The sequence below is a fragment of the Cognatilysobacter terrigena genome (assembly GCF_004361065.1).
Taxonomy (GTDB): domain Bacteria; phylum Pseudomonadota; class Gammaproteobacteria; order Xanthomonadales; family Xanthomonadaceae; genus Cognatilysobacter; species Cognatilysobacter terrigena.
Genome location: NZ_SELT01000005.1, coordinates 1 through 12,493, shown reverse-complemented (window position 1 = coordinate 12,493; position 12,493 = coordinate 1). Strand labels below are relative to the sequence as shown.

General features: G+C 67.5%; 10 protein-coding genes. 6 read left to right on the top strand and 4 right to left on the bottom strand.

Annotated features, from left to right (window positions below; genetic code table 11):
- Window positions 1-9 precede the first annotated feature (9 nt).
- Together EVS83_RS04845 and EVS83_RS04840 are read right to left on the bottom strand one after the other, a co-directional pair.
- Window positions 10-1,104 carry a homocysteine S-methyltransferase family protein gene (locus tag EVS83_RS04845; protein ID WP_133499901.1) on the bottom strand — a complete coding sequence of 365 codons (1,095 nt, stop codon included), beginning with the start codon at window positions 1,102-1,104 and terminating at the stop codon, window positions 10-12.
- Window positions 1,101-2,060: an ArsR/SmtB family transcription factor gene (locus EVS83_RS04840; protein WP_133499900.1), complete on the bottom strand. Its 960-nt coding sequence runs from the start codon at window positions 2,058-2,060 to the stop codon at window positions 1,101-1,103. The genes EVS83_RS04845 and EVS83_RS04840 overlap by 4 nt, the downstream gene beginning before the upstream one ends.
- Before the next feature lie 117 nt (window positions 2,061-2,177).
- On the opposite strand from EVS83_RS04840, the gene EVS83_RS04835 reads away from it, so the two are divergent.
- From EVS83_RS04835 to EVS83_RS04810, 6 genes are all read left to right on the top strand, one after another.
- Window positions 2,178-3,362, top strand: coding sequence for an acyl-CoA dehydrogenase family protein (locus tag EVS83_RS04835; protein ID WP_342774927.1), 1,185 nt, complete (start codon window positions 2,178-2,180; stop codon window positions 3,360-3,362).
- A 136-nt stretch (window positions 3,363-3,498) separates the two neighbouring features.
- The gene (locus tag EVS83_RS04830) at window positions 3,499-8,454 is read left to right on the top strand and encodes an NAD-glutamate dehydrogenase (protein ID WP_133499898.1); all 4,956 of its coding nucleotides are present in this window, start codon (window positions 3,499-3,501) and stop codon (window positions 8,452-8,454) included.
- Between the two features lie 136 nt (window positions 8,455-8,590).
- Window positions 8,591-9,364 carry an NAD kinase gene (locus tag EVS83_RS04825; protein WP_133500008.1) on the top strand — a complete coding sequence of 258 codons (774 nt, stop codon included), beginning with the start codon at window positions 8,591-8,593 and terminating at the stop codon, window positions 9,362-9,364.
- Window positions 9,365-9,447: 83 nt separating this feature from the next.
- Entirely contained in the window at window positions 9,448-10,341 is an 894-nt protein-coding gene (locus EVS83_RS04820) for an SDR family oxidoreductase (protein ID WP_133499897.1), read from the top strand.
- A gap of 19 nt (window positions 10,342-10,360) precedes the next feature.
- Window positions 10,361-10,567: a DUF2795 domain-containing protein gene (locus EVS83_RS04815; protein ID WP_133499896.1), complete on the top strand. Its 207-nt coding sequence runs from the start codon at window positions 10,361-10,363 to the stop codon at window positions 10,565-10,567.
- Window positions 10,568-10,627: 60 nt separating this feature from the next.
- Window positions 10,628-11,560: a 5'-nucleotidase gene (locus EVS83_RS04810; protein ID WP_133499895.1), complete on the top strand. Its 933-nt coding sequence runs from the start codon at window positions 10,628-10,630 to the stop codon at window positions 11,558-11,560.
- 15 nt (window positions 11,561-11,575) lie between these two features.
- Here the strand turns inward: EVS83_RS04810 and EVS83_RS04805 are convergent, their stop codons facing one another.
- Together EVS83_RS04805 and EVS83_RS04800 are read right to left on the bottom strand one after the other, a co-directional pair.
- Window positions 11,576-12,136: a DUF2939 domain-containing protein gene (locus EVS83_RS04805; protein WP_133499894.1), complete on the bottom strand. Its 561-nt coding sequence runs from the start codon at window positions 12,134-12,136 to the stop codon at window positions 11,576-11,578.
- A 46-nt stretch (window positions 12,137-12,182) separates the two neighbouring features.
- Window positions 12,183-12,493 (bottom strand): GGDEF domain-containing protein (locus EVS83_RS04800; protein ID WP_133499893.1); only part of this gene is annotated, 311 nt, incomplete at its 5' end.

The following is a 12,493-nucleotide window of genomic DNA, read 5'->3' as shown; positions in this document are numbered from 1 at the left end:
TGCCTGCGATCAGGCGGCGTTCGCCAGCTGCGGGCGCGCGCGAGGCGCGAGAGCGCGCACGACGGCGGCGATTGCGGCGATGTGCGCGGGCGTCGTGCCGCAGCAACCGCCGACGAGATTGACGAGGCCCGAGCGCGCGAACTCGCCGATCACCTCGGCCATGTCCTCGGGCGTCTCGTCATAGCCGCCGAACGCGTTCGGCAGGCCGGCGTTCGGATGCGCGCTGACGTAGGCGTCGGCCACCTGGGCGAGCACGTCGACGTGCTGACGCAGATCCTTCGCGCCCAGCGCGCAGTTCAGGCCGATCGCGAGCGGGCGCGAATGGCGTACCGAGTACCAGAAGGCTTCCGCGGTCTGGCCCGAGAGCGTGCGGCCCGAGGCGTCGGTGATCGTGCCGGAGATCATCACCGGCAGGCGCGCGCCGCGCGCGTCGAACGCTTCTTCGATCGCGAACAGCGCGGCCTTCGCGTTGAGCGTGTCGAAGATGGTTTCGACCATGAGCACGTCGGCGCCCCCGTCGATCAGGCCATCGGCGGCTTCGCGATAGGCGTTCCGCAGATCATCGAAGGTGACGGCGCGATAGCCGGGGCGATTGACGTCCGGGCTCAGCGAGGCGGTGCGGTTGGTCGGGCCGAGTACGCCGATCACGAAACGCGGGCGGCCGTCGGTACGTTCGACCTCGTCGCAAACCTCACGGGCGAGGCGGGCACCGGCTTCGTTGAGCTCGCGCGCCAGATGCGACAGGCCGTAGTCGGCGAGGGAGATCGACGTCGAGTTGAACGTATTGGTCTCCACGAGATCCGCACCGGCGAGCAGGTACTCGCGGTGGATGCCGGCGATGATGTCGGGGCGCGTGAGGCTCAGCAGATCGTTGTTGCCGCGTTGGTCGTGCGCGCAGCCGCACGAGGCGCCGTGCGTGTGACCGTCAACCGTGCGTGCGTCGTCGAAGCCGCCCGCGAACCGGGTGCCGCGGTAGTCGGCTTCCGACAGCTCGTGCCGCTGGATCATCGTGCCCATCGCGCCGTCGAGCACGAGGATGCGCTCGGCGAGCAGTGCCTGCAGCGTTTCGGCGCGTTGCGGGTTGAGCCAGGGCAGGGTCTTCATCGTGCGCTCCTTGCGCGCGCGGCCGCATCCGGCTTGCGCGCGATGATCGAAAGCACCTCGAAATGCGGCGGTCGACGCTCGCGCGTGACGACGCCGCTACTGAGAACGTCCAGACCGGCCTTGGTCGCAAAACGCTGAAGATCCTTTTCGGTGAAGCCGAGATTGACGTGGCCATAGGCCTCGACGACCGCGCGATGCTCGTGCCTCGCGAGGCTGCTGAGCAGAAGGCGACCGCCCGGCCGCAACACGCGCGCGGCTTCGGCGACGGCCTTGGCCGGCTCGTCCGCGTAGGTCAGCGCGTGCATCAGGACGACGAGGTCGAACGTTCCGTCGTCGAACGCCAGCGCATGCATGTCACCTTCGTGCACCTCGACGTTGCCGAGGCGACGCAGGCGCTCGGAGGCGGCCATTACGACCTTGCTGCTCGCATCGAGGCAGACGTAACGGCGCGAATGAGGAGCGATCAGTTCGGCAAGAACGCCGTCGCCCGACGCGATGTCGAGCACGTCGCCCGTCTCCATCAGGGGCAACGCCGATCGCGCCAGCGCCTCCCACGTGCGGCCCGGCGAGTAGTGGCGCTCCATGTCGCCGGCTACGGTGTCCGCCCAGTTCTGCTCGACCGCGCGCGCCGCGAGGACGCCCGGAACGCGTTCGGCGTCCTGCCGCAGCAGGGGGTCGTCGCTGCCATCGCGCAGCATGCGCCAGAGCGACGCCTGCGCCGGGTCGAGCGCTTCATCGTCGAACCGGTAGTAGGCCGACACGCCGGCGCGGCGGTCGCGCACGAGGCCTGCGTCCTTCAACCGCGCGAGGTGGGTCGAGACGCGCGGCTGGGCGAGGCGGGTGATCGAGGACAGCTCCGCCACCGTGAGCTCCTCGTGCTCGAGCAGCGCCAGCAGGCGAACGCGCGTGGCATCGGCGAAGGTCTTGAGCTGGCCCGACCAGGCTTCGAGGTCCATGGGGCTATTTATCAACGTATCGCGATAGAGCGATAAGTGTCGGCTGCGGGGCCGCGGGGGTCAAGCGGGGAGGCGGCCGGAACGTCCATCCCGGTACAATTCGCGGGCTTTGCTGTCATTCGCCCAATTCGAGGTGCCGACGTGGATTTCCGCTTCACCGAAGAGCAGTTGATGATCCAGGACGTGGCGCGGCGCATCGCGCAGGACAAGATCGCGCCGAGCGCCGAGCACTTCGACCGCACGGGCGAGTTCCCCCTCGACAACATCCGCACGCTGGGCGAGAACGGCCTGATGGGCATCGAGGTGCCGGCCGAGTACGGCGGCGCCGGCATGGACCCCATCAGCTACGTGCTCGCGATGATTGAGATTGCGGCCGGCGACGCCGCGCACTCCACGATCATGTCGGTCAACAACTCGCTGTTCTGCAACGGCATCCTGAAGTACGGCACCGAGGCGCAGAAGCAGCTTTACGTCCGCGCGATTGCAGAAGGCCGTGAGATCGGCGCGTTTGCGCTGACGGAACCGCAGTCGGGTTCCGACGCCACCGCGATGCGCTGCAAGGCGACGAAGCAGACCGACGGCACGTACATCGTCAACGGCAAGAAGAGCTGGATCACGTCCGGCCCGGTCGCCAAGTACATCGTGCTGTTCGCGATGACCGACCCGGACAAGGGGGCGCGCGGCATCACCGCGTTCATGATCGACACCACCCGCGCCGGTTTCGGCCGCGGCAAGACCGAGCCGAAGCTGGGCATCCGTGCGTCGGCGACGTGCGAGATCGAGTTCAACGACTACGTCGTGCAGGCCGATGAAGTGCTGGGCGCCGAAGGCGAAGGCTTCAAGATTGCGATGAGCGTGCTCGACGCCGGCCGCATCGGCATCGCGTCGCAGGCCATCGGCATTGCACGCGCCGCGTATGAGGCGACGCTCGCCTACGTCAAGGAGCGCAAGGCGTTCGGTGCGCCGATCGGCACGTTCCAGATGACGCAGGCCAAGATCGCGGACATGAAGTGCAAGCTCGACGCCGCGCTGCTGCTCACGCTGCGCGCCGCGTGGCAGAAGGGCGAGTTCGACAAGGGCGGCGCGCGCTTCAGCAATGAAGCCGCCATCGCCAAGCTCACCGCATCGGAAGCCGCCATGTGGATCACGCACCAGGCGCTTCAGATCCACGGCGGCATGGGCTATTCGAAGGAGATGCCGATCGAGCGTTATTTCCGCGACGCGAAGATCACCGAGATCTACGAAGGCACGAGCGAGATCCAGCGCCTCGTGATCGCACGCAACGAGACGGGCCTGCGCTGAGCCCGCGATGAGCAGCTCGCCGGCGAATCGGCGTCGATGCCCGGATGCACATCCGGGCGCGATGCCGGCGCCGGCGTTTCCTTTTTGAAGGATCCGAACGCCGGCGTACGGATGCCGGCACAGGGAGTCGCCTCACATGACCACGAAACGCACCGCCACTCGCACCACCAAACGCACCAACGACGTCGGCGCCGTCGACCAGATCGCCAACGCGCTGACCGCGACGCTGCCGAAGACGCAGCAGGGCCTCGCCGAAGCCTTCGCGCGCGTCTTCTACAAGCGCATGAGCTCGGACGAATTTCCGCAGCACTCGCCGGAGGCCTGGGCCTCGCTGGCCGCCGGCTTCCTCGATTTCATGCGCACGCGCAAGCCGGGCACGGCGCTGGTGCGCCTGTTCAACCCGACGCTCAAGGCGAACGGCTGGGAATCCGCGCACACGGTGCTGCAGGTCGCCAACGACGACATGCCGTTCCTCGTCGACTCGGTGACGCTCGCGCTGGCCGAGCGCGGCATCGCCGTGCACGTGATGGGGCATCCGGTGGTCAAGGTCGCGCGCGATCGCGCGGGCCGCGTGACCGGCGTGGGCGAGGGTGAGCGCGAGTCGCTGATGCATCTCGAAATCGATCGCCAGAGTGCGGAGTCGATGAGCGAGATCGAGGGCGCGGTGCGTCGCGTGCTCGAAGACGTGCGTGCGATGGTCGGCGACTGGCAGGCGATGCAGGCGAAGATGCTCGAGGTCGCCGACGACCTCGGCAAGCGCAAGTCGCCGCTGAAGGCCGAAATCGTCAAGGAAGCGCAGGAATTCCTGCGCTGGGCGGCGGACAACCACTTCACCTTCCTCGGCTTCCGCGAGTACGAAGTCGCGAAGCAGGGCAAGGAGGAAGTGCTGCAGGCGGTGCCGGGTACGGGCCTCGGCCTGCTGCACGGCGAGGAGCGCGGCAAGCCGCGCGCGCTGTCGACGCTGGCCGCGCACTATATGGAGCACTCGGGTTCGGTCGACGCACTGATCCTGACGAAGACCAACGCGCGCGCCACCGTGCACCGTCGCGGCTACATGGACTACATCGGCGTCCTGAGCTTCGACAAGAACGGCAAGCCGGTGCGTGAGGATCGTTTCCTCGGCCTGTTCACCTCGAGCGCGTACAGCCGTCGCCCGTGGGACATCCCGCTCGTGCGTCGCCGCTACGAACACGTGATGGAGAAGTCGGGCCTGCCGACCGATGGCCACAGCGGCAAGGCGCTGCGACACATCCTCGAATCGATGCCGCGCGACGAGCTGTTCCAGTCAGGCGAAGACGAGCTGTTCCGCACGTCGATGGGCGTCCTCGGCCTGCAGGAACGCGTGCGCAGCCGCATCTTCCTGCGTCGCGACAAGTACGGGCGTTTCTATTCCGCGCTGGTCTACATCCCGCGCGATCGCTTCAACACCGAAGTGCGCCTGCGCATCGAGTCGATGCTCAAGGAGATGCTCAACGCGGAGCACGTGGATTCGTCGGTGCAGCTCGGCGAATCGCCGCTGGCGCAGCTGCACATCATGGTGCGTCCGAAGCCGTCGGACGGGCATTCCGGCACCGTGCCGGACGTCGATGTCGCGGCGATCGAATCGCGTCTCGCCGAGATCGTGCGCAACTGGGCCGACGACCTGCGCGATGCGCTGATCGCGCGCCACGGCGAAAACACCGGCTTGCCGCTCGCGAACGCCTATGGACGCGCGCTGCCGGCGGGTTACATCGAGAACGTGTCGGCGGAAGTGGCTGCCAACGACGTCGAGCATCTGGCGGCATTGCAGGGCGCCGACGATCTGCGCCTGAGCCTGTATCGCTCGCATCAGGGCGAAGGTGGCCTGCGCTTCAAGTTCTATCGCGAAGGCGACGACATCCCGCTGTCCGACGCGCTGCCGATGATGGAGAACATGGGCCTGCGCGTGATCGCGGAGCACCCGTACCGGATCGAGGCGGCGGGCAAGGTCTTCTTCATCCAGGACTTCGAAGTCGAATATCCGCGCGCGCTCGAAGTCACCGAGATCGACCAGGACTTCGAGGAAGCCTTCGCCGCCATCTGGCGCGGCCAGGCCGAGAACGACGGGTTCAATCGACTCATCCTCGCTGCGGGTCTCTCGTGGCGTCAGGTCGCGATGCTGCGCGCGTACTGCAAGTACCTGCTGCAGGTCGGCGTGACGTTCTCGCAGGCCTACATGGAGCAGACGCTCGCGCGTTATCCGTTGCTCGCACGCCTGCTCGTCGAGCTGTTCGAAGCGCGTTTCGATCCGAGCACCGGCAAGGAGAGCAAGGCCGAGATCCGCGCCGGCATGCAGAAGTTCCAGGCGCAGCTCGAGCGCCTCGCCGGTGACGACGCCGCGCTGTCGGCAGCGGTGAAGCCGGTAATCGAAGCCCGCGCCGGCAAGCGCGACGGCCAGGTCCAGGCGACGCGCGAAGGCATCTTCGGTCTGATGGACCGCGTGTCCAGCCTCGACGAGGACCGCATCCTGCGCAGCTTCATGGGCGTCATCGAAGCCACGCTGCGCACCAGCTTCTATCAGGGCGCCCGCGGCGGCGCCGATACCGGATACGTCAGCTACAAGTTCGACTCGGCCAAGGTGCCGGACCTGCCGAAGCCGCGTCCGTATCGCGAGATCTTCGTCTACGGCCCGCGCGTCGAAGGCGTGCATCTGCGTTTCGGTCCGGTCGCGCGCGGTGGCCTGCGCTGGTCGGATCGCCGCGAGGACTTCCGCACGGAAGTGCTCGGCCTCGTGAAGGCGCAGATGGTGAAGAACACCGTGATCGTGCCGGTCGGCTCGAAGGGCGGCTTCTTCGTGAAGCGTCCGCCGGCGGGTGGCGATCGCGATGCGATCCAGGCGGAAGGCATCGCCTGCTACAAGATGTTCATCAACGGCCTGCTGGACATCACCGACAACATCGTCGACGGCAAGATCGTCCCGCCGAACGAGGTGGTTCGTTACGACAACGACGATCCGTACCTCGTCGTCGCGGCGGACAAGGGCACGGCCACGTTCTCCGACATCGCCAACGGCATCGCGCGCGAGCATGGCTTCTGGCTCGACGATGCGTTCGCGTCGGGCGGCTCGGTCGGCTACGACCACAAGGGCATGGGCATCACCGCCAAGGGCGCGTGGGAGTCGGTCAAGCGCCATTTCCGCGCGATGGGCCGCGATTCGCAGAAGGACGACTTCACCTGCGTCGGCATCGGCGACATGTCCGGCGACGTGTTCGGCAACGGCATGCTGCTGTCGAAGCACATCCTGCTGGTCGCCGCGTTCGACCACCGCCACATCTTCCTCGACCCGACGCCGGACGCCGCGATCTCCTTCAAGGAGCGCGCACGCATGTTCAAGCTGCCCCGTTCGAGCTGGGAGGACTACGACACCAAGCTGATCAGCAAGGGCGGCGGAATCTTCCCGCGCAGCGCGAAGTCGATCGCGCTGAGCCCGCAGATCAAGGCGGCGCTGGGCATCGATGCGGCCGTCGAGTCGATGAGCCCGACCGAGCTGATGAGCGCGATCCTCAAGGCGCCGGTCGACCTGCTGTGGAATGGCGGCATCGGCACGTACGTGAAGTCCAGCCGCGAGACGCATGCGGACGTCGGCGATCGCGCCAACAACGCGTTGCGCGTCGACGGTCGCGACCTGCGCTGCCGCGTGGTGGGCGAGGGCGGCAACCTCGGCTTCACGCAGTTGGGCCGCATCGAAGCGGCGCAGCATGGCGTGCTGCTCAACACCGACTTCATCGACAACTCGGCGGGCGTCGACACCTCGGATCACGAGGTCAACATCAAGATCCTGCTCAACGCCGCCGTGCAGCAGAGGAAGCTCACGTTCGACGACCGCAACAAGCTGCTCGCGTCGATGACGGACGAGGTCGGCGCGCTGGTGCTCACCGACAACTACCGCCAGAACCAGGCGCTGTCGATGATGGAGCGCATGTCCGTGTCGCGCCTCGGTTCGAAGCAGCACTTCATCCGCACGCTCGAATCGCAGGGCCTGCTCGATCGCCAGATCGAGTTCCTGCCTAGCGACGCCGAGTTCGCGGAGCGCAAGGCGCGCGGCCAGGGCCTGACGCGTCCTGAGCTGTCGGTGCTGCTGTCGTACAGCAAGCTGGTGCTGTTCCCGCAGCTCGTGCAGTCGGACGTGCCGGAAGATGCGTACCTCTCCAAGGAGCTGGTGCGCTACTTCCCGAAGCCGCTGCAGGAGAAGTACACCAAGCAGATGGACGGCCATCGCCTCAAGCGCGAAATCATCGCAACGGCGGTGACGAACTCGATGGTCAACCGCATGGGCGCGACGTTCGTGCTGCGCATGCAGGAAGACACCGGCCGCACGCCGGCGGAGATCGCGAAGGCCTACACCATCGCCCGCGAGGCGCTGGAAGCGCGCGACATGTGGGCGCAGATCGACGCGCTCGACGGCAAGGTCGCCGAGGCCGCGCAGGTCGATGCGCTGATGGCGATCTGGCACCTGATGCGTTCGATCACGCGCTGGCTGCTGTCGCGTCCGGGTGCGATTCCCGCCATCGAGGCTGCGGTTGCCCGCTACGGCGACGGTATCCGCGCGGTGCGTGCTGCGCTGCCGACCGCGATGACGAAGGACCTGCGGGCCGCGTTCGACAAGCGCGATGCGGATTGGCGCGGTCGTGGCATTCCGGCGGCGCTCGCGCAGCAGCTCGCCGCGCTGCCGCTGCTCGACGCCGTCACCGACATCGTCGAGATCGCGCACGCCCGCAAGCTGCCGGCGGCCGAGGTCACCAAGGCCTACTTCGCCTTCAGCAGCGCGCTGCACTTGTCGTGGCTGTACGACCAGATCGAGGCGCTGCCGGTCGATAGCCGCTGGCAGGCGCTGGCCCGTGGTTCGCTGCGTGACGAACTGGGCGCGCAGCAGCGTGCGCTGGTCGGCCACATCCTCGCCGAAGGCGGCCGCAAGCCGGCCGACGGCAAGGTCGAGGCTTGGCTGCAGCGCGACGACTCGAGCCTGCGCTTCACTCTGACGATGCTGTCGGAGCTGGCGTCGCAGAAGTCGCTCGATTACCCGACGGTGTCGGTGGCCGTCCGTCGTCTCGCGCAGCTCGCGCAGGCCGCGTAACGGGAGTGCCGGCGCGGCTCGCCCGCGCCGAGGCTGTCACGAAGCCCGCCGCATCCGCGGCGGGCTTTTCGTTTGCGGCGCTCGCACGCCTCCACGTTCGAGCCGCTATGCTGCGGTCATGGCGACCGACACGCTCCTGAAAGCGAACCCCCGGCTGGCCTTTCTCGCCGCGCCGACCCCCGAGGCCCAGGCTGCGCGCGCGGCGCTGGTCGACGTGCACGGCGACACGCCGCCGGCGGAAGCGGACGTGCTCGTCGCGCTGGGGGGCGACGGCTTCATGCTGCAGACGCTCCATCGCCACGCGGCCTTGTGCAAGCCCGTGTACGGCATGAAGCTCGGCACCGTCGGCTTCTTGATGAATCATCAGCGCGTGGACGCGCTGGTCGAGCGCATCCACAAGGCCGAGCCCGCGGTGCTGCGGCCGCTCGAGATGATCGTGCAGAGCGAATCCGGTGCAACGGTGGGCTCGCTCGCTTACAACGAAGTGTCGTTGCTGCGACAGACGCGCCAGGCCGCGCATCTCAGCATCGATCTCAACGGGCAGACTCGACTGGAAGAACTCATCTGCGACGGCGTGTTGGTCGCGACGCCCGCAGGCAGCACCGCGTACAACTTCTCCGCGCACGGGCCAATCCTGCCGCTCGGCGCGAACGTCATCGCGCTCACGCCGATCGCCGCGTTCCGGCCGCGTCGTTGGCGCGGCGCGGTGCTCAAGGCCGACACGGAAGTCTGTTTCCGCGTGCTCGATCCGTTGAAGCGGCCGGTCAGTGCCACCGCGGATTCGCACGAAGTGCGCGACGCTGTCGAAGTCACCATTCGCGAGTCCCGCGATCGCACGGTGACGTTGCTGTTCGATCCCGAACACAATCTCGAGGAGCGCATGCTTGCCGAACAGTTCACCAGCGGCTGAGTTCTTCGCGAATCTCGACGCCGGCTTGCCGGATCGCTAACGCGCGCATCGCAAGGATGTAAGACCTCGATCCGGAGGTCTCGATGAAGGCGCAGCTCAAACCCGTTTCCGATCAGGTGATCGTCATCACCGGTGCCAGCAGCGGCATCGGTCTCACCACTGCACTCATGGCAGCGCAACGGGGCGCGAAGCTCGTCCTCGTGGCGCGTAGCGGCGAAACACTCGAAGAAGTCCGCATGGGCCTGGCCGACACCGGCGGCGACGCGATCGTGTGCCCGGCCGATGTAGCCGATCGCGGCGCACTGGAAGAAGCGGCGCAGAAGGGGATCGAACGCTGGGGCCGCATCGATACATGGATCAACGACGCCGGCGTGTCGATCTACGGCCGCCTCGACGAGGTGAGCGACGAGGACAGCCGCCGTCTGTTCGAAACGAACTTCTGGGGCGTGGTGAACGGTTCGCTCGTCGCGCTGCCGTACCTCAAGCGACAGGGCGGGGCGCTCATCAACGTCGGCAGCGAAGTCTCCGACGCCGTGATCCCGCTGCAGGGCATGTACTCGGCGAGCAAGCACGCGGTGAAAGGTTTCACCGATGCGCTGCGCGTCGAACTCGAGCTGATCGACAAGGCGCCGGTCGAAGTCGTGCTGATCCAGCCGACCGCTGTCGACACGCCGTATCCGCAGCATGCCGCGAACTACATGGCAGAAGAGCCGAAACTGCCGACGCCGATGATCGAACCCGAGGACGTCGCGGAAGCCATCCTCAAGGCGGCGACGGAGGGCGGGCGCGACGTCAAGGTCGGCGCCATGTCGAAGATGAACACGATGACGGCGAAGCTCATGCCGAGCGTGGGCGACCGCATGTCCGCCATGCAGGCCGACCGCCAGCAACGCGACGAACCGGCATCGCGCGATCGCGAAGGCGCGCTGTATCGCGCCAGCGAGGACGGCCGCACGCACGGCACACCGAATACCTGACCGAAGAGAGGAGATCGATATGACGCGTGGACTGGGCGGCGAATCGCCGTCGAACGTGGAGCGCTACCTGGCCGGCGTGAAGTACCCGGCGACCAAGGGCGACCTGCTGCAGGCGGCACAGGCCAACGGTGCGCCGCGGGACATCATGCAGCTCATCAACGACATCGAGATGGACGAGTTCGGCGGCCCGCAGGACGTCATGAAGGGCTACGGGAAGCTGCACTGATCGAACGTCGGCCGGTTGTCAGGTGCGGCCGGCCGACGCGGGCGCGTGCAGAATAGGCGCATGCCCGACCGCGATGCCGACCCCCTGATCGTCGCCATTTCCTCCAGGACGCTGTTCGATCTGGAGGAAGGGCACGACCTGTTCGAACGCGAGGGCCTCGAGGCCTACGCCGACTACCAGCGCAGCCGCGAGAACGACGTGCTCGCGCCGGGCATCGCATTCCCGCTGGTGCGCAAGCTGCTGCGCCTCAACGAAGGCGCACCGCCGGAAGCGCCGCGCGTCGAGGTCATCCTGATCTCGCGCAACTCGGCGGACACGGGCCTGCGCATCTTCAACTCGATCGCGCACCACGGCCTGTCGATCCGACGTGCTGCCTTCAGTAACGGCGCACCGCCGTATCCGTACATCCGCCCGTTCAATACGGATCTCTTTCTGTCCGCGCATGGCGAAGATGTGCGCGCCGCGCTCGACGCCGGCATCGCCGCGGCGATGTTGCTGCCGTCGACCTCGCGTTCCGCGCATTCCGCGGCCGCACGCAATCCGGATCAGCTGCGCATCGCGTTCGACGGCGACGCGGTGATCTTCGACGACGAAGGTGAGCGCGTGTCGCGTGAGGGCGGACTGGCGGCGTTCACCGAACACGAGCTGCAACATGCGGGCGAGCCGCTGTCCGGCGGCCCGTTCCGCGGGTTCCTTGATGCGCTGCATCGCCTGCAGCAGGCATTCCCGACCGGCGACGACGCACCGATCCGCACGGCGCTCGTCACCGCGCGCAGCGTCCCCGCGCACGAGCGCGTAATCCGCACGCTGCGCGAGTGGGGCATCCGACTGGACGAAGCGCTGTTCCTTGGCGGCCGCCCGAAAGGCCCGTTCCTCGAAGCCTTCGGTGCGGACATCTTCTTCGACGATTCCGAACACAACATCGTGTCGGCGCGCGATCACGTCGCGGCGGGCCACGTTCCGCACGGCGTCGCGAACACGCCGCGCGCCTGATCTCGGTGTTGGGCGTCAGCCGGTCAGCGACCTGACGAGGTCGTCGACGGGCAGGCGCACGTCGGTGACGCGCCATTTGAGGCCGTCGCGGGTGAACACGAAGACCACCGGCACACCGTCCGCGTTCTGCACGGTCGCGGTGAAGCGGGATGCCGATTCGTAGTGGTAGGCCGCACCCTGCAGCGGGTCGAACTTGCCGCCCGGTTCGCTCGAATGCTCGACGGGGTAGCCCATCGCGCGACGGACGACGCTGCGGCCCTGCAGGATCGCGCCGATGCCCGCGGGCGTCGCCAGCGCATCGACCACGCCGCCCGTCATCGTCGCAGTGACCTGGCGTCCAAGCTCCTTCAGTCGGCTGTCCGTCGAGGGGTCGCCCATCTTGCGGGCTAGGTAATCCTCCAGCTGCGCCTTGACGCTCGCGCGCACCATCGGGAAATCGACGTCCTGCTCCAGCGTTCGCATGTCGCCCCGCTGCACGGCGTCGCTGATCGAACGTGCGGTGAGGAACGGCCCCGCGGCCACATAACCGGCGAGGGCGAGAACGGCGACGAGGAGGAGGGCGATCAGCGTCTTCATGCGTGCAGCCTAGCGAAGGGCCGTGAGCATCGTGGCGACGCCGTGCTCAGGCCGCGGGTTCGGGTTCGACCGCCGCCCGCACGCGGTTGCGGCCCTCGCGTTTCGCGCGATAGAGCGCCTCGTCGGCGCGCGGCACCAGCGTACGCAGGCTCGCGCTGTGCGCACGGCCGCGACTCCAGGCGACGCCCACGCTCGCGGTCACGTTGAAGCCCGGCGCGAACGGCTCGCAGTCGATCACCTCCACCGCACTGCGGATGCGCTCCGCCACGCTGAGCGCCTGCTCGAGCGTGCAATCGACGAGCAGCAAGGCGAATTCGTCGCCGCCCCAGCGCGCGGCGATGTCGTGCTGGCGAGCGT

Coding starts and splice junctions, on each gene's coding strand:
- EVS83_RS04840 (WP_133499900.1), bottom strand. CDS start 2,060: ATGGACCTCGAAGCCTGGTCGGGCCAGCTCAAGACCTTCGCCGATGCC.
- EVS83_RS04845 (WP_133499901.1), bottom strand. CDS start 1,104: ATGAAGACCCTGCCCTGGCTCAACCCGCAACGCGCCGAAACGCTGCAG.
- EVS83_RS04815 (WP_133499896.1), top strand. CDS start 10,361: ATGACGCGTGGACTGGGCGGCGAATCGCCGTCGAACGTGGAGCGCTAC.
- EVS83_RS04830 (WP_133499898.1), top strand. CDS start 3,499: ATGACCACGAAACGCACCGCCACTCGCACCACCAAACGCACCAACGAC.
- EVS83_RS04805 (WP_133499894.1), bottom strand. CDS start 12,136: ATGAAGACGCTGATCGCCCTCCTCCTCGTCGCCGTTCTCGCCCTCGCC.
- EVS83_RS04810 (WP_133499895.1), top strand. CDS start 10,628: ATGCCCGACCGCGATGCCGACCCCCTGATCGTCGCCATTTCCTCCAGG.
- EVS83_RS04820 (WP_133499897.1), top strand. CDS start 9,448: ATGAAGGCGCAGCTCAAACCCGTTTCCGATCAGGTGATCGTCATCACC.